This window comes from Chitinophaga sp. OAE865, assembly GCF_040546735.1.
Lineage (GTDB): Bacteria > Bacteroidota > Bacteroidia > Chitinophagales > Chitinophagaceae > Chitinophaga > Chitinophaga polysaccharea_A.
Genome location: NZ_JBEPOF010000001.1, coordinates 5639658 through 5655799, shown reverse-complemented (window position 1 = coordinate 5655799; position 16142 = coordinate 5639658). Strand labels below are relative to the sequence as shown.

At 48.5% G+C, this 16142-nt stretch carries 15 protein-coding genes; 6 read left to right on the top strand and 9 right to left on the bottom strand.

What is annotated here, in order from left to right:
* Nucleotides 1–67: 67 nt before the first annotated feature.
* The gene (locus ABIE50_RS22640; RefSeq protein ID WP_209859389.1) at nucleotides 68–1237 is read left to right on the top strand and encodes a serine hydrolase domain-containing protein; all 1170 of its coding nucleotides are present in this window, start codon (nucleotides 68–70) and stop codon (nucleotides 1235–1237) included.
* 16 nt (nucleotides 1238–1253) lie between these two features.
* Here ABIE50_RS22640 and msrB read toward each other — a convergent pair whose 3' ends face one another.
* From msrB to ABIE50_RS22615, 5 genes are all read right to left on the bottom strand, one after another.
* Nucleotides 1254–1772 (bottom strand): peptide-methionine (R)-S-oxide reductase MsrB, encoded by a 519-nt coding sequence (gene msrB / locus ABIE50_RS22635; RefSeq protein ID WP_142688264.1) that lies wholly within the window; start codon nucleotides 1770–1772, stop codon nucleotides 1254–1256.
* Nucleotides 1773–1873: 101 nt separating this feature from the next.
* The gene (locus tag ABIE50_RS22630) at nucleotides 1874–2257 is read right to left on the bottom strand and encodes a DUF302 domain-containing protein (protein ID WP_209859391.1); all 384 of its coding nucleotides are present in this window, start codon (nucleotides 2255–2257) and stop codon (nucleotides 1874–1876) included.
* Nucleotides 2247–2807 (bottom strand): carboxymuconolactone decarboxylase family protein, encoded by a 561-nt coding sequence (locus ABIE50_RS22625; protein ID WP_209859392.1) that lies wholly within the window; start codon nucleotides 2805–2807, stop codon nucleotides 2247–2249. The genes ABIE50_RS22630 and ABIE50_RS22625 overlap by 11 nt, the downstream gene beginning before the upstream one ends.
* A 79-nt stretch (nucleotides 2808–2886) precedes the next feature.
* Complete coding sequence (locus tag ABIE50_RS22620; protein ID WP_209859394.1) at nucleotides 2887–3480, bottom strand: TetR/AcrR family transcriptional regulator; 594 nt, start codon at nucleotides 3478–3480, stop codon at nucleotides 2887–2889.
* Between the two features lie 128 nt (nucleotides 3481–3608).
* Nucleotides 3609–5135, bottom strand: coding sequence for a thiol-activated cytolysin family protein (locus tag ABIE50_RS22615; protein ID WP_209859396.1), 1527 nt, complete (start codon nucleotides 5133–5135; stop codon nucleotides 3609–3611).
* Nucleotides 5136–5457: 322 nt separating this feature from the next.
* On the opposite strand from ABIE50_RS22615, the gene ABIE50_RS22610 reads away from it, so the two are divergent.
* On the top strand, nucleotides 5458–6543 hold the full coding sequence (locus ABIE50_RS22610) for a lactonase family protein (RefSeq protein ID WP_209859398.1): 1086 nt from the start codon (nucleotides 5458–5460) through the stop codon (nucleotides 6541–6543).
* On the opposite strand, the gene ABIE50_RS22605 is transcribed toward ABIE50_RS22610, so the two are convergent.
* The 4 genes from ABIE50_RS22605 to ABIE50_RS22590 all read right to left on the bottom strand — a co-directional run bounded on the left by ABIE50_RS22605 (nucleotide 6524) and on the right by ABIE50_RS22590 (nucleotide 11099).
* Nucleotides 6524–7645 (bottom strand): glycosyltransferase family 2 protein, encoded by a 1122-nt coding sequence (locus ABIE50_RS22605; protein WP_209859400.1) that lies wholly within the window; start codon nucleotides 7643–7645, stop codon nucleotides 6524–6526. The two genes, ABIE50_RS22610 and ABIE50_RS22605, sit on opposite strands and share 20 nt — an antisense overlap.
* A 38-nt stretch (nucleotides 7646–7683) precedes the next feature.
* Entirely contained in the window at nucleotides 7684–8445 is a 762-nt protein-coding gene (locus ABIE50_RS22600; RefSeq protein ID WP_209859402.1) for a glycosyltransferase family 2 protein, read from the bottom strand.
* A 140-nt stretch (nucleotides 8446–8585) separates the two neighbouring features.
* The gene (locus tag ABIE50_RS22595) at nucleotides 8586–10247 is read right to left on the bottom strand and encodes a lectin (protein WP_209859404.1); all 1662 of its coding nucleotides are present in this window, start codon (nucleotides 10245–10247) and stop codon (nucleotides 8586–8588) included.
* Between the two features lie 207 nt (nucleotides 10248–10454).
* Complete coding sequence (locus ABIE50_RS22590) at nucleotides 10455–11099, bottom strand: HAD family hydrolase (protein ID WP_209859406.1); 645 nt, start codon at nucleotides 11097–11099, stop codon at nucleotides 10455–10457.
* 81 nt (nucleotides 11100–11180) lie between these two features.
* On the opposite strand from ABIE50_RS22590, the gene ABIE50_RS22585 reads away from it, so the two are divergent.
* The 4 genes from ABIE50_RS22585 to ABIE50_RS22570 all read left to right on the top strand — a co-directional run bounded on the left by ABIE50_RS22585 (nucleotide 11181) and on the right by ABIE50_RS22570 (nucleotide 16141).
* Nucleotides 11181–12236, top strand: coding sequence for a serine hydrolase domain-containing protein (locus ABIE50_RS22585; RefSeq protein WP_209859408.1), 1056 nt, complete (start codon nucleotides 11181–11183; stop codon nucleotides 12234–12236).
* Nucleotides 12237–12640: 404 nt separating this feature from the next.
* On the top strand, nucleotides 12641–14986 hold the full coding sequence (locus ABIE50_RS22580; RefSeq protein WP_209859410.1) for a glycoside hydrolase family 95 protein: 2346 nt from the start codon (nucleotides 12641–12643) through the stop codon (nucleotides 14984–14986).
* Nucleotides 14983–15969, top strand: coding sequence for an SGNH/GDSL hydrolase family protein (locus tag ABIE50_RS22575; RefSeq protein ID WP_354028131.1), 987 nt, complete (start codon nucleotides 14983–14985; stop codon nucleotides 15967–15969). Before ABIE50_RS22580 ends, ABIE50_RS22575 begins: the two co-directional genes overlap by 4 nt.
* On the top strand, nucleotides 15950–16141 hold the full coding sequence (locus tag ABIE50_RS22570; protein WP_354028130.1) for a hypothetical protein: 192 nt from the start codon (nucleotides 15950–15952) through the stop codon (nucleotides 16139–16141). The genes ABIE50_RS22575 and ABIE50_RS22570 overlap by 20 nt, the downstream gene beginning before the upstream one ends.
* Nucleotide 16142: the final 1 nt, after the last annotated feature.

Sequence of the window (16142 nt, the reverse complement as noted above, 5' to 3'; positions counted from 1 at the left end):
AAATCCGGATATGAGTAGGTAACCACAAGGTAAACAGGGAGTTTTGCCATCAAAACCAATAATCCGGATGACACATCGCTTTACTTCCACTTCTTTCACTTTTTTGGGGATCGCCTTATTTTTATTTGCCTGTGGCAGCAGCCGGCAGGCCACCAACAGGATACCGGTAACTTCCCGCGACGCAGTATGGAGCGCGGAGAAAACAGATCAGTTTGAAAGGAAACTGGAACAGCTCCGTGAAAAATATCATATTCCCGGTATGTCGGCAGGCGTGGTAAATGAAAAGCAACTGGCCTGGAAAAAGGGTTTCGGTTATGCAAACCTGGAAAACAGGACCATACCGGATGAAAACACGGTTTACCAGGTGGCTTCAGTGACCAAAACTTTTGGTTCCATCATTCTCATGCAGCAGGTACAGGCCGGAAAGGTAAGCCTTGACGATCCTATCGGCAAATACGGTATCAACCTGGGCGCCCGCTGGGGCAGCGATCCGAGGATTAAAGTAAAGCACCTGTTCACCCATACGGCCATGGGCAATATGTTCAACAGTTACAAACCCGGTTATGTATTCCGGTATAACGGCGGATGGTATAATGAACTTGGAAAAGTAATTGAAAGATCTTCCGGGCAAACCTTCGGTGGGTTGCTGATGGAACAGATCATCAGGCCGTTGTCGCTCAAAAATACGGCGCCCAGTACAGACGACAGCCTCAATTTTGCGTTAACCGGTTATAATAAAGATGCTTTTATGCGGCGGGTAGCCAAACCGTACGACTGGAAAAACAAGCAGCTGCAACCTGTTGTTTTTAAATATGGTTTTGGTCCGGCTGCAGGTATTATGAGCAGCGTAGCGGATCTGGCGCTGTATTCCAATGCCATTGATGACCGGAAATTTCTTGCAGACAGCACCTGGGAGAAAGTGTTTACGCCTTATGTTACTCCTAAAGGGAAAACCATCCAGTATGGGCTTGGCTGGTTCGTAACCTATTACAAAGGTATGAAGGTGATGTGGCATACCGGCTGGTGGACCGGCTATTCTGCCTTGTTTGTAAAGATCCCGCAACGCGACCTAACGTTTATCATCCTGGCCAATTCACAGGATCTGAGCCGGCCTTTCTATCATATTGTACAGCCTTTGCCCGGCATAGGAATGTCCAATCCTTTCCGGCGCAACCTGAAAAAGAAACTGGCAGCTTCCGCATTCGGCGCCGCTTTCCTGGATCATTTCCTGGAATGAGGCGCCGGTTTTTGTATCAATGAGCGCCCGGATCCGGTTCAAAATCCAGTGATACGGAGTTCATGCAATACCGTTTATGCGTAGGAGGGGGGCCATCATCAAAAATATGCCCCAGGTGGGAGCCGCAGCGTTCACAGATCACTTCTGTTCTTTGCATGCCCAGGGAATTGTCTTCCTTGTAAATAACGCTGTTGGCTTTCAGCGGTTCAAAAAAACTGGGCCATCCGCAGCTGCTGGCAAATTTGGCGTCGGACCTGAACAAGGGATTGCCGCAAACTGCACAGTAATAGCTGCCTTTTACATCGGAATCCCAGTACTTACCCGTAAATGGCCGTTCAGTGGCATTTTCCCGGGCTACAGCATAAAGATCCGGTGGCAGTATTCTTTTCCATTCAGCATTGGTAATATGCAGTTTCCGCGTATCCGTTCTGGAATAGTAAGGATTTTTCACTGGCGCTTGTTTATTGTTACTGTTCTGGCTGTGGCAGGCTATCTGCGTAGCCAGGATCAGTGTTAAAAGGAATATTATTCTCATCTCAAAAAAAAATACTGGTGAATAATACGGTCATACAAAATTACCGCTTTAAATCCGTAATAAAGATTAGACGGGCAGACCATTGTTTCCTTACAAAGGTTTTAAAAAATATGCTCCAGTACATTTTTCATGGCTGTTTGCAGCTGTGCGCGGAGGGCGTCCATGCCATGGTAGCCTTGCAGGTATAATTCCGGGTTCAGGCAGGTAACAGCCGTGGAAGTGGCATCAATTTCCCGCAGCACCAGTTTGAGCGGGGCCTCTATCACGGCTTCCGGGTCATTTCCCAGCAACGACTGCATATATACCGGGTGAAAGAAGAGTAGCTGGCGCAAGGGCTCCGTGGTGATACCATGACCGGCCAGTATCTGCTGTGGATTGATTTCATGCAGCAGCAGGAAACCGTTTCCGGTAATGGCTTCCCTGGCTTCCGTCAATAACCTGCTGAAGGGTTGGTTAACGGTAACCGTAATATGATCATTTTTCATGCACCGCAGGTTTTAAAGGCGTTACCACTACAGGCCAGTCGACCTCCGTACCCGCTACCACGTTGAGATAGTTGGTGAAAATATTTCTCACTACGTTGGCAATGATTTCCAATATGGCCCCATCGGTATAGCCCGCTGCACGGAGGGTATGTACATCCGCTTCTGAGAGGTTTTGCGGCGATGTAAGCAGCTGCCTGGTAAACTGCATGGCGGCGGCTGTTTTCCCGTCGCCGGCCTGCATTGCCCTGGCTTCCAGGATGTCTGCCGGTGTTAACCCGCTTTTCGCGCCAAGATGGCTGTGGGCCGACAGGCAATAGCTGCAGCCGTTATATTCTGCGGAGGCAAGCGCGATCCTTTCCGCCATGGCGCTGCCAATGCTGCCCTTCCGGAGCGAGTTGCTGAATTGTACATAGGCCTCCAGTACTGCCGGGGATTGGGCCATAACGCCATACATATTGGGAACGCGGCCAAGTGTGCGGGCTACCTGTTCCAGTACCGGTTTTGCTGCTGGTGCAGCTTCTGCTGCTGATAATGCAGGAATTGTATTCATAAGTGCGTTTGTTTTTAGTTATAGACAATTTTGTCTATAACCAGGTAAAAAAATAACCCTTTGCAGGGTGGTAATAAAATTATGGCTGACCAATTAACAGCCTGGCTGTTTTCTTAGCCGTTTTAACCGGCCACAGGTCCCTGTACACTTTGCTTTCCACGATGGCGCCTTCAAAAAGAAGATAGATCGTATCTGCCAGTGCAGGCGTTTGCCCCGGAACAGCGCTTAACAGCTGTTGCAGGTATTTCCGCAGTTTGCGTTTGTGTTCCAGCACCTGTTGGTACATTTCCGGCTGACTATCACCAATTTCCGCCAGCATATTGATAAACCGGCAGCCTTTGAAGTCCTGTTGAGGTAGTTGTTGCTCCAGGAAATCGAATACTGCCAGCAGCTTTTCCACCGGCAATTTCTTTTTCTCCACGGCAGCGGTAATGTCGCTAAACCAGGCGCTTCTGGCTTCTTTCAGGTAAGCCAGTCCCAGTTCTTCCTTGGAACCAAAATGGCTGTACAGGCTGGCTTTGGCCACCCCGGCTTCTTCCAGCACCTGGTTGATGCCGGTGGAATTATAGCCCTGGTCATAAAACAACCGCGCAGCGGTGGCCAGTATTTTTTCTTTAGGATTGCCTGGTCTTGCCATGGCGTAAAGGTAGTAAATGTTTTTGGTAATAGACAAATTTGTCTATAATTATCCGTGATCATCATGATTGTTCTGTAGCGGGAAGGCGATCGCCGCATGGAAAATAAAAAAGTGCCGCTGATTACAGCGGCACTTCTAAAAATAATTATAAAGAAGGCATCGTGTTAGTTTCCATTCGGGAACACATAAAATACGACACCGTTATTCGCAGACCAATAGCCTGGATAAGAGCCAATAGACTGGGAGGGGGTATAATAATGCTCTTTTCCGCTGGCACTATAAAACTCATAAATAGGTATAGTACCTTCTACCTGGGTTTTATAAGCATAAAATGCAACGCCTTCATTTCTCCACCAGTTACCGCTAACGCCGCCGGTAGTATAGTAGTGATCTGAGTCCGCATCATTAACATATACGTAAACAGGATAGGCGCCATCAACCGCAATTTTATGTGCATAAAATGCTGTTCCTTCATATGTCCAATAATTGCCGGCGTTGCTAACCACGGACAGGTAATGATCGCCATACTGACTATTCTTGAAAGAATACACAGGCACCTTTGTTTCATCGCAGGTACGCACATTATATGTTGAAGTCAGTACTGTACGCGCAATGCTGTGATCACTTAAATATCTTAAGCGGAACGACAACATTGCACCTCTTGAGTTAATACTGTATTTACCGCCCTGTTTAACGAAAGCGACAAAACCTTCATAACCGCCGATGGACAGCACTGCATCAGCGCCGGAGCCTCCATTGGTATAAACTTTAATAGTACTTTCATTCAGGATTTTTTTCGTTTCCAGACTCACATCCACACTACCGGAAACCACTGCAGCCTTATAGGTCGCATTCAGGGCAGCAGTCACTTCCTTAGATGATTTACTGGATTCAAAAAAGAAAAGACCCATTCTTCCATAAGTGCAGGAGGATACATACACTGGCGAGTATTGACCAAACTTGGACGGATCATCTTCTATCAACTTGCCATCAGAAGGAATATCCATATCGGTGGTGTAATAAGTTTGTATGAACTTGGCAACTATGTGTGTTTTTGCGGCAGATTCAGAAAAATTAAGATTAGCCGTAATAGAGGCAATTTTACTGTATTCGAACTTAGTGCCTATGGCCAGTTTCATCTGGTCTTCACTGTATACCTCGTTTATTTCCATAGATAACTCTCCCGGTTGATCCCCGGTGATCTTCTGGTTGAGGATCTCATTCAGAGCAGTACGCTGGTTAGATAGTGAGGGCATAAACGTTTTACTGACAACGCCCTGTACTCCCTGTAAGGAGGTGGAAACGGTAATGGGTTTCCTGGTGACGTTTGTAATTGGCTTATAAGCGCCGGTGTTAATAGTTTGAGGATCTATAATAGATCCCAGATAAATAATGTCTGAATTGGGATTTAATAAGATATTCTCATCATACCCCGCTGTTTTTGTTACCTGCGTAACAGTACAACCAGTCCCGGCTGTACGTGCATTCTTTGAGTCCGTAGGTTTGGTTGTAATACCAACTTCAGGTTGTGGCATTTTTTTCATGAACCGGAATTGGTTATTTTCATTTGTAAATGATGATTTCCCTGTTTCCTGGGTTACAACCTCTTTTTGGGATTTGGTTTGCTCCTTTTTACATGCGCCGGCAAGGGTAATAGCGAGCAACAATAGGGCATAGCTTTTTCTTTTCATAAAGGGTTCTTTTTATGATTAATTAAAAAATAACAATAAACTGTATTGTCTAACGGGTTAAGAGGAAAACAGAATAGTTTATAGATTTCCGGGTTAAAGAATACAAAAACTCAAAAGGGTTATTCCTATGTTTAGGTTGCAAACATATATCAGGGTAATAAATAAAAAAAATATTTTTGTTCTTTCCCTGGTATTTTCTCATACAGGATCATTTGATTTTTATGGAGATGAGTTATCTTAGAGGGATGCTTTATCTTTTAAATGATATCAATTGTTCAAAAATTTTCTTCTTCTTCTTAGTGTATTAATACATTTATCTGTTATGGCACATGCACAGCAGTATTACCTCTTTGCAGGCAGCTATAATCACGATAAAGAAAAAGAGGGGGTATACCTGTACCGGTTTAACTACCAGACGGGCGAGCTGCAGCAGGTATCCGCCACCAAAGGGATACTCAACCCTTCTTTTCTTACTTTGTCGCCGGATGGAAAATATATTTATGCCTGCTCGGAAGCGCAAACGCCTAACGTAGGCGGTGTAAGCAGTTTTGCTTTCGACAGCGTGAAGGAAACGGTTACGCTGCTTGGCAGGCAGGACAGCGGCGGCGATAACCCCGCCTATGTTGGAGTGGACCCCACCGGCAAATGGCTCATCTGCGCTAATTACAGCGGCGGTAGTTTGTCTGTTTTCCCGCTCAGCGGCAACGGTCATATTGCGCCCGCCAAACAAACTATTTCATTCAAAGACAGCAGCATTGTACGAAGCCGGCAGCTCAGCCCGCACATCCATGCGGCGGTATTTTCTCCTGATGGACAATACGCCTTTTTTCCTGATCTGGGTGCGGATAAGATCCGTGTTTACCGCCTGGCGCCCGATGCAGCGGAACCTTTGCAGCCGGGTAACCCGCCCTTTACAGCTACTGTTCCCGGTAGTGGTCCCCGGCATATCACCTTTCATCCGCAACTGCCGATGGCTTATTGCATAGAAGAGATCAGCGGTACCGTTACAGCTTACAAGTACCACAACGGCAAACTGGATAGCATACAGCGGGTAGATGCCCACCTGGCAAAACCCCAGGCCGATTACGGCGCCGCCGATATACATATCTCTCCCGATGGCCGTTTTCTTTACGCGTCTACCAGGGAAACATCCAACAGTATTTTTATCTATGCCATTAACCAGCAGAACGGGCAGCTGAAACAAATTGGTGTTGAATCTACACAGGGTGTTCATCCGCGGAATTTTGTGATTGATCCAACAGGTAAGTTCCTGCTGGTAGCCAACCAGAAAACCGGGAATATCGTGGTGTTTAAAAGAGATCAGCAAAGCGGTTTGCTGAAGGAAACAGGGGTGCAGGTAACATTGCCTAACCCGTCGTCCCTGCAAATCAGGGCTTATTCCAGGTAATAATGATCACCGCAGCCAGCAGCAGGTATAGCACCCACTTTACTATTTTGTAGGTATTTGTTTTAAAGAAAACATTCTTTTTAATCGTGCCGGTATCGTCAAAGCGTTCCGTGATCCTGGACAATTCACCCTGGGAGAGCTTGCCCCATAATTCGCCGGTATCGTTTAGCAGTTTCAGAATAGTGGTGTGGAGTACGACGGTGAAGGAACTGCCGGGTGAACGTTTCCTGAGCAGAGCTGCCGTTGCTGCGAATTCTACCGGCAAACTCCCTATGGCAAATAGCAGCAGGGGAATACTCCGGCAGGGGGCAATGAACAGCAGCGCCGCGCTTACAATTACACAAAGCAATATGGTTTCAGGCGTATTCAACAGGTTGCGGTAAGTATATCCCGGGTTGTATTTACCCAGGCGGCTGTTGCCTATCCCGTACCTGTAGGGGCGTTTGTAATTCACACGGCCATCATCCCACCAGGGATGGGTTACGGCGGCTTCCGGCAAACATCTGAAGTTTTTCCCCTTATTATTATCGCGTACATGCAGGAAAAAATCCACGTCTTCCCCGCCGCCGGCTTTTGGGTAGCTGGTAGAAAAGCGTACATCGCCCACTGCGCTTCTTTTTACCATGATATTGGCAGTAGCACCCCAGGTAAAAGAAGGCTTGTTAGCAGCTACTGAAAAGATACTGACATTTCCATTGGCGATAAGCGCCCGGGCAAAATCGCCGGGGGGCGGAGGCAAATGAATCAGGCCTATAAAACCTGTTTCATCCGGATGTTCGAGGGCAGCATCTGCGTACCTGAACAAAAGATCGTCTGTAACCGTAACATCATCGTCCAGGAAAAGAATCCACTCGCCCTGTGAAACGGATATGCCCCTGTTCCGGGTGCCGGAGGCGCCCAGGTTTTTTTCATTGATATAAAGAAATATGTGTTGGTTGTCGGCCAGTTGCCGGATACTTTCAGCAGGTGTGATATCCGGATTGTCGGCCATCAGGTAAAACTTAATGTCGGCATTTTCCGGCCTCGGCAAGCGAAGCACCGGGAGCACATATTTTTCCTCCAGGCGAAAGGAGGGCATTACAACATCTATGGTGAGTTTCATACTTGACAAATAACGGTAACTAAAACGAAAGAATCAGCTCAATCTTCCGGCGCCCACAGGTCTTTTTGCCGGAGCAGTTTCTTTTTGTACCGTTTCAGCAGCATACGCAGGTACATCCACCAGCCCATTCCTTTGCGGATCAGCTGTAGTTTATCTTTTAAAAATTGCTTGTCTTTGTTGCCTGATGAAAAGCCGGTCATGTTATACAACACTACGGTAACCGGGTAATGTTGTTTTTTAAAACTGTGGTCGCCCCATACCAGGAGATTGAGGGCATAATCGGCCAGTACTTTGTACCGGAGATCGTACGCATATTTCCGGAAAACACTTTTGGGATAAATAATAGACTGGTGATTCATGCAATATTTGGCGAGCCGGTATTCACTGAAGCTGCCCTGTAAAAGCGGGTATTCAACAGGCCCATCTGTACTGAAGCCGGTGCTGTTGCCATAGTAAATAGTATGATCATCGTTGAGATGTGCGGCGAGTTCACTGAATCCTGGCAATAAGCGGTCGTCGCTGCCCAGGAAATAGACCCAGTTGCCGCTTGCCATTGCGACGCCCTTGTTTAAAGCATCGTAAATGCCTTTATCCGGTTCGCTCACCCATTTTATTAAAGGCAGGCCGGATTCCTTTACAATGGTCATGGTGTCATCTGTACTGCCTCCATCCACAATTACTACCTCTATTTCTTTTGCCGTCTGTGATTTAACAGATTGCAGGCATTCTCTGAGGTGCTGACCGGCATTATATGTTGCAATAATTATACTGATCAATACATCACCGGGTCTTTCATTCATTCGTTATACTAGTTGATTACCGGGGCTAAAATTAGCGCTATTTGTTTGTTTTTTTATTTGGTTATTTGGATATTTTGTACTGATAGCCCGGCTGGTGTAACGCCATATCCAAATAACCAAATATTAGAACAGCAGCATCATTACTGGTTCACCCTGAACTTCTCAGTAGCCCCGATGGTAGTACGGTTGCAGGTCATAGGCTGTGTGCCGCCTTCGCTGGAAACATACTTACCATTGCTGCCTCTCAGGGAAATGGTGCCATCACTGTTGCTGATCCAGTCGAACTGCTCCCAGGGGCCAATAGCCGTTCTGTTACAGTTCATGGCCTGTGTGCCATCCTCAGAACATACATAATAGCCGCCGTTTACCAGGGCTACTTTGCCACTGCCGGCGCTTACCACTGCAAACTGTTCCCAGCCCTGGGCTGTAGTACGGTTGGCATTCATGGCCTGTGTACCGTTTTCGCTGCATACATACAGGTTATTGGAGCTTTTCAGGGTAATGGTTTGCCCTATGGGCGCGCCTGTGCCGCCACCCAGTACAGGCGGGGTTGGGCGGGTAGCGGTTAACCCGATCTGTCCTTTCAGCATTTTACCGCCATCGCCGGTAAGACGCAGGTAATAATCTGAGGAACATACCACGCCATCTTCATCCAGGGTTACAAAGTTGGAACCTGCAGGAATGAAGGAGGCGTTTTCCGCTGTTTTCGCGATCTGGTTACCCTCGTTGTATTCATCGAACATAGAGATGTAAATACCCTGTGCGCCAACCCTTACCATGTTGTAAAACTGCCGCCACATGAAATCGCCGTGTGCGCGCTGGTGTTCCTGCAGGTCGCCGGGAAGCACGCAGGGCTGGTAATCGATCCCGTTGTTGTTGCAATACGCCTGGTCGGGTGTGTTTACATTAGTGAAAAAATTATCTGCGTCAGATACATTACCGATCCTGCCTACCATCCATGGGGAAATCATATTCAGCGCGCTGTAGGTGGCAAGGAAGCCCGGCCTGGAGTCGCTGGTTTCTGTACGCCAGTGTGTAGGCACACCACCAATTACATAGCAGCCCTGGTTCTTGAACCAGTTGATCACATCCAGGCATACGGCGGCAGACCAGGGGTGGTTGTTATCGTTGAAGCCAAAGCCCCAGATACATACCACCGGTTTGCCATTCTGTTTGGCGTAGGCGGAAGAGGAAGTGTAGGCCGACATCTTGGTGGTCCAATCGGTTTTAATTTCCGATTGCATGTTGGTCCACCCGCTTACATCGTACATGATGTAAAATTTGCGGCCATAGTTTTCAGCAGCAGTTTTCACTTTTGCGGTGATGGCATCTCGTATGGGGCCTTCGATGCCGTTAGGGTTAAAACGCTGCAGCGCCGCGGCGTCTATACCGTTTTGCTGCATCCACAGGAAGTGGGTGTTTACGGTCTGGTCGTTGAAAGAGGAGAACAGCTTTGCAGGCTGGCCATTTCCCAGGTTGGCCCAGGCGGTTTGATAGGTGCTGCTGTAATCCCTTACATCCGGCCACGACTTGATACCATTATTCGTGGAAGATGGCGATGCGCCCCAGTTCTGTGTCCAGTGCCACCAGGCATTGATGGGGGAGCCATCGCCGTTGGCGGCAAACCAGCCCTGGTAGCCTACCGTAATTTTGCCGACCACATCGCCAACAGGGGAGCCGAACGCATTGATCCCTGATTTTTTACCGTCGAGCGACTGGAGCGAATTGGCGGCCTCTTTTTTTGAGCAGCCAACAGACAATGCAACAAGGGTTGCGACAAGAAGATGCAACTTGATTTTCATGTGTGGAATAATTGATAATGATTAGGAATTACTATCGGGTTTGCTATTTTGGTTTTCTTAGAACAATGCCGGGCTATAGATAATAAAACGTGGAAGTTTTCAAGTGCAAGTAAGGAGAGAGGCACTAATCAGGGCATTAATAAAGGGCTAATAAACAAATTAAGGCTCACTTTTTTTTCACCCGGAGCCACAGGCGCCTGAAAAGGATCAGGGAAATCCCGCGTGTAATTCGCTAACAGTGTTAAAAATATAATCGGGCAATGCCTGTTCCAGTTCCTGCGTACTGCCGTAACCGTAGCCTACAGCAATAGCCGGCAGGCCGTTTTTCTGCGCGCCGATAATATCGTGTTTACGGTCGCCCACCATAATAGTATCAGTTGTGCTCAATTGCTGTTCCTCTACCAGGTAACGGATCAGTTCTGCCTTGTCGGTTCTTGTACCATCCAGTTCACTGCCATATACGGCAGTAAAATATGGGTCCAGCTCAAAATGCCGGATCACGATATCCGCAAATACTTTTGGCTTGGAGGTGGCCACAAACAGTCGGCGGCCCTGTGAAAGCAACGCAGTAAGCAGTTCCGGGATACCCGCATACCGCTCATTTTCATAGATCCCCGTTACCCTGAAATATTCCCGGTAAGCATTTACTGCCTCCCATGCCCGGGACTCGGTGAAGCCGTAGAAATCCATGAACGACTGGAGCAGGGGAGGGCCAATAAACGGTACCAGTTTCTGAAGGTCGGGCTCGGAAATGCCCGTCTTTGCCAGCGCATACTGAACAGATTTTGTAATACCGGTTTTAGGATCGGTTAAGGTACCATCCAGGTCAAATAAAATATTGCTGTATTTCATAAGGGCCGCAATATAATTTAAAAAGAGGACGTTGAATAAGTTTACCTTATTTCTTAGCTTACAACTGAATACAACTGTCACATGAACGATTTCCTCCGGAACGCCTTGTCCGCTGTTATCTTTATTTCCCAGCTTGCAGGTTGCACAAAAAGCGAATCCACTACTGTTGTTGCCACCGGCTACAGCGATGTGGACCAGGTATTGAGCGATTCTGTGCCCACTGCTTTTAATGGAAAATGTTATGCAGTTATTCATGAAGACGGTAAACCGGTATATGCCAGGGGATTTGGCGGATATACCGGCAGTACCCGCCAGTTGATAGCTTCCTGTTCCAAATGGTTATCAGCCGCGGTAGTCATGAGCCTGGTAGATGAAGGGAAAATAAAGCTCAGCGATACAGTTGGAAAATACCTGCCTGTTTTTACTACTTATCATAAGGGAGATATTACCATTGCACAACTCTTCTCCCATACATCCGGTTTCCCGGGAAATTCTACCCAGGGATATGAATCCAATGTGCTGATCACGCTTTCACAGGCGGCTGAGGGCATCGCCAGGAATGTGGCGCTGCTGAACCCGCCGGGCACCACCTTTTATTATGGCGGCGTAAGTATGCAGGTGGCAGGCCGTATCTGTGAGGTAGCATCCGGTAAAAGCTGGAAGGAACTGGCAGCGGATAAAATATTTACACCCTGTGGCATGACCGGCACCGACTATGGCCTCACTGCCAACCCCCAGATCGCAGGCGGGGCCCGGAGCACACCGGACGATTATATACGTTTCCTGGATATGCTCATGAACAAAGGCGTGGCCCCCAATGGTACCCGCGTGCTCAGCGAAGCCGCCGTGGCAGCCATGGAAGAAAGCCAGACCGCGCACGCCGCCATCGCCTATACGCCTTATCCTGCCGCCCTGCTCAATACAAAAGACTTTTATGGTATCGGTAACTGGAGGGATGTAACCGCTCCCGGCGGCGTGCTGATTGAAAACAGCAGCCCCGGCGCCTTTGGCAGCCATCCCTGGATCAACAGAGGGAAAAAGCGCACCGGCTTTATCTTCACCTTTATTGCAGACAATGGCTACCTGGCCACTGTGCCCACCTGCCTCAAGATCCGCGCATTGGTAAGGAATAAGTAACGCGGATGTTCATGACCTACCGCTAAATTACCATCCTGGCAGTAAGCGGTAAAATCAATCCGCCGGCTTTGCCGCTTATTGCCGGATTACGTACCAGGAGATCGGGGTAAGTGCATGCACTAAGCATTAGAAGCGCATTGTTAGTTCGTGTTGACCGTATGAAGACTGTATTAGGGCTGTGTTGTGAGTACCACACAGACGACTCCTGAGTATCTGAGAAGTATCCGGGACGTATCTGTACTCCCATTCATGCCTTAACCGGACGATACTGCTTTAAGGTTTTATTTCTTTTATCGTTTTTTACCAAACAAAGTCAAGATAGTGTAGGTAATAGTCAATTTTCAGGGAGCCGGGTTACCCTGCTGCCTTTAATTTTGGCTGCATACAAATTCCACGGAAAACACATGAATCAGCAATTCTTTTCTTCCCGGTACATCAGGCTTGGTATCCTGGTGATAACAGGCATCTGGCCGTTGATAGTTACCGCGCAGCAGCAACAGCCTTTGCGCCTCTGGTATAACAGGCCCGCCAGGGTGTGGGAGGAAACCGTGCCGCTGGGCAATGGCCGCCTGGGTATGACGCCGGATGGCGGCGTAAACCAGGAGAAGATTGTATTAAATGATATCACCCTCTGGTCCGGCGCACCGCAGGACGCCAATAACTACGAAGCATATAAACAATTGCCTGCCATCAGGCAGCTGCTGGCAGAAGGAAAGAATAACGAGGCCCAGGAGCTCATGGACAAATCGTTTGTATGCACCGGGAAAGGCTCTGCCGACGTGCCCTTTGGCTGCTTCCAGATGCTGGGTGAATTGTATTTGCAGTTCAGCTATCCTACAACGGATAGCCCTTCCCGTTATATCAGGACCTTGTCTTTAAACGAGGCAGTAGCCACCACTGCTTATGAAGCTAACGGCGTAGCCTATACGAGGGAATACTTTACGGATTTCAACGGGGATGTATGCGTGATCCGCTTAACTGCCGCTAAACCGGGGCAGTTGAATATGAGAGTGGCTGTTGGTCGCCCGGAAAGGGCCAGCACCCGCATGGAAGGGCAGGAGCTGCAAATGTTTGGAGAACTGAAAAGCGGCACCGCCAATCCCGGTATGAAATACCTGACAAGGGTACAGGCAAAACTGAAGGGAGGACAGTTACTAACGGATAAGGATACCCTGGTTATTAAAGATGCCACGGAGGCGATCCTGTATGTATCTGCCGCCACCGACTTCAGGAATCCGCGTTACCGTGAACAAACAAAACAGCTGCTGGATGCCGCCTTACGTAAAAATTACGCGCAGCAGAAGCAACAGCATATTGCCGCCTTTCAGCGTTTGTTCAACCGCGTTAGTATGGAACTGGGCGGCAACAACAGTGCAGACCAGACGCCTACTGATCAGCGGATCAGTGATTTTCACAAAACTCCCGCAGCAGATAACGGCATGCCGGTATTATTCTACCAGTATGGCCGCTATTTAACCATCAGTAGTACCCGCGTGGGCCTGCTGCCGCCCAATTTACAGGGCCTGTGGGCCAACCAGATCCAGACGCCCTGGAACGGGGATTACCACCTCGATGTAAATGTGCAGATGAACCACTGGCCGGTGGAAGTGAGCAACCTGCCGGAGCTTAACCTGCCGCTGGCTGAGCTGGTGCACGGACTGGTAAAGCCCGGTGAAAGAACCGCCAAAGCCTATTACAATGCAGAAGGCTGGGTAGCGCATGTGATCACCAATATATGGGGCTTTACAGAGCCCGGTGAAAGCGCATCCTGGGGAGTGACCAAATCAGGCTCCGGGTGGCTGTGCAATAACCTGTGGGAGCATTATGCATTTACCAATGATAAAAAATACCTGGCAGATATATACCCTGTGTTAAAAGGCTCTGCAGAATTTTACAGCAGCATGCTCATAAAAGATGATAAAACAGGATGGTTGGTAACATCACCATCTTCTTCCCCTGAGAATTCTTTTTACCTGCCCAATGGTAAAACCGCCAGCATCTGCAATGGGCCTACTATTGATAACCAGATCATCCGGGAGCTTTTTATGAACGTGATCACTGCTGCTAAAACACTTGGTAAAGATGCTGCGTTCAGCGCCTCACTGGCGGCTAAATTAAAACAGCTGCCGCCTGCAGGCAGGGTAGCTAAAGACGGGCGCCTGATGGAATGGCTGGAAGAATATAAGGAGACAGAGCCTACACACCGGCACATTTCACACTTATACGGTTTGTACCCTGCTTCGCTGATCACGCCGGAAGCTACGCCGGAACTGGCCGAAGCCTGTAAGAAAACACTGGATGTAAGAGGAGATGATGGCCCCAGCTGGTCTATTGCCTATAAGCAATTATTCTGGGCGCGACTGCACGATGGCAACCGCGCGTTTAAATTGTTTTCCCAGCTCATCAGGCCCACCTATAATACGGATATCAATTACGGCGCAGGTGGCGGCGTTTATGCCAACCTGTTTTCAGCAGGCCCCCCGTTCCAGATCGATGGCAACTACGGCGGTGCAGCCGGACTGGCGGAGATGCTGATCCAGAGCCATGCAGGCTTCATTGACCTGCTCCCCGCATTGCCGGATGCATGGAAAGCTTCTGGCAGCGTGAAAGGAATGAAAGCAAGAGGTAATTATACGGTAGATATGACCTGGAAGAACGGTATTGTTACCAACTATAAGATACGTGGCGCCGGTAAAGTAAAAGTAAGGGTTAACGGCCAGATGAAAGAGATCCAAGCAACAAAGATATGAGCAGGAAATTTGCAATACTGATATTCAGTATAGTCATTGCCGTTAGTACCATGGCGCAGGGAAAATTTGTGACGCGGTACGGGCGGCTGGACAATATAAGGTATCATATTAAAACAGGTAAAAAGGCCACCATTACATTTATGGGCGGCTCCATTACCAATATGGAGGGCTGGCGTGGCAAGGTGTGCGATTATCTCACGACAACTTACCCCGGCACCGCTTTCCGTTTTATCAATGCAGGCATACCTTCTCTGGGCAGTTTGCCGCATGCATTCCGCTTTGCGCATGATGTATTAAGCAAAGGGAAAACCGATCTGTTATTCCTGGAAGCAGCGGTGAACGACCGTGTGAACGGCACCAATGAAGTAACGCAGCGCCGTGCCATGGAAGGGATTATCCGTCATGCGCTGAAAGCCAATCCCCAGGTGAATATTGTGCTGATGGCTTTTGCAGATGAAGATAAAATGGCCGATTACCATGCCGGCGAAGTGCCGGTAGAAGTACAGGTACATGAAGATCTTGCCCAAAAATACCACCTGCCTTTCATCAATCTCGCCAAAGAAATTACAGCCCGCATTGATGCCGGTGAATTTACCTGGAAAGATGATTTCAAAGACCTGCATCCGTCGCCGTTCGGGCAGCAGTTGTATTTTAATGCTATCAAACGGTTGCTGAATGAGGATTTCAGCGCCTCGTTGCCAAAGCATTTAGCATCGGTGAAACTGCCACTTGCGGCAGACCCGCTTAATTATGAGAACGGCGCTTATGACGATATTCATGATGCGCTTAACAGGAATGGTTTTGATATAATTGCATCATGGGAACCATCCGATAAGGTTGGTACCCGCGAGGGTTTTGTAAAAGTGCCTATGCTGGTGTCGGATACCGCGGAAGCCAGCGTGGAATATCCTTTTACCGCGGCGCACCATCGGTATTGGTATAGTTTCCGGCCCCGATGCCGGTGTGATCAGTTATCGCATTGATGATGGCGCTGTGCAGCAGAAAGACCTGCGCACGCAGTGGAGTAAAAGCCTGTACCTGCCCTGGTATCTTATCCTGGGAGATGACCTGGCGCCCGGCAAACATACGCTGCGCCTGCAAAAGAAGGGGGATGGCTCTGTTTGCCGCGTAGTGTATTTCCTGGTGAATCCCTGAG

Excerpts from the sequence above, each read along its gene's own strand:
- ABIE50_RS22640 (WP_209859389.1), top strand. The coding sequence starts at position 68 with ATGACACATCGCTTTACTTCCACTTCTTTCACTTTTTTGGGGATCGCC.
- msrB (WP_142688264.1), bottom strand. The coding sequence starts at position 1,772 with ATGAGAATAATATTCCTTTTAACACTGATCCTGGCTACGCAGATAGCC.
- ABIE50_RS22630 (WP_209859391.1), bottom strand. The coding sequence starts at position 2,257 with ATGAAAAATGATCATATTACGGTTACCGTTAACCAACCCTTCAGCAGG.
- ABIE50_RS22625 (WP_209859392.1), bottom strand. The coding sequence starts at position 2,807 with ATGAATACAATTCCTGCATTATCAGCAGCAGAAGCTGCACCAGCAGCA.
- ABIE50_RS22615 (WP_209859396.1), bottom strand. The coding sequence starts at position 5,135 with ATGAAAAGAAAAAGCTATGCCCTATTGTTGCTCGCTATTACCCTTGCC.
- ABIE50_RS22610 (WP_209859398.1), top strand. The coding sequence starts at position 5,458 with ATGGCACATGCACAGCAGTATTACCTCTTTGCAGGCAGCTATAATCAC.
- ABIE50_RS22605 (WP_209859400.1), bottom strand. The coding sequence starts at position 7,645 with ATGAAACTCACCATAGATGTTGTAATGCCCTCCTTTCGCCTGGAGGAA.
- ABIE50_RS22600 (WP_209859402.1), bottom strand. The coding sequence starts at position 8,445 with ATGAATGAAAGACCCGGTGATGTATTGATCAGTATAATTATTGCAACA.
- ABIE50_RS22595 (WP_209859404.1), bottom strand. The coding sequence starts at position 10,247 with ATGAAAATCAAGTTGCATCTTCTTGTCGCAACCCTTGTTGCATTGTCT.
- ABIE50_RS22590 (WP_209859406.1), bottom strand. The coding sequence starts at position 11,099 with ATGAAATACAGCAATATTTTATTTGACCTGGATGGTACCTTAACCGAT.
- ABIE50_RS22585 (WP_209859408.1), top strand. The coding sequence starts at position 11,181 with ATGAACGATTTCCTCCGGAACGCCTTGTCCGCTGTTATCTTTATTTCC.
- ABIE50_RS22580 (WP_209859410.1), top strand. The coding sequence starts at position 12,641 with ATGAATCAGCAATTCTTTTCTTCCCGGTACATCAGGCTTGGTATCCTG.
- ABIE50_RS22575 (WP_354028131.1), top strand. The coding sequence starts at position 14,983 with ATGAGCAGGAAATTTGCAATACTGATATTCAGTATAGTCATTGCCGTT.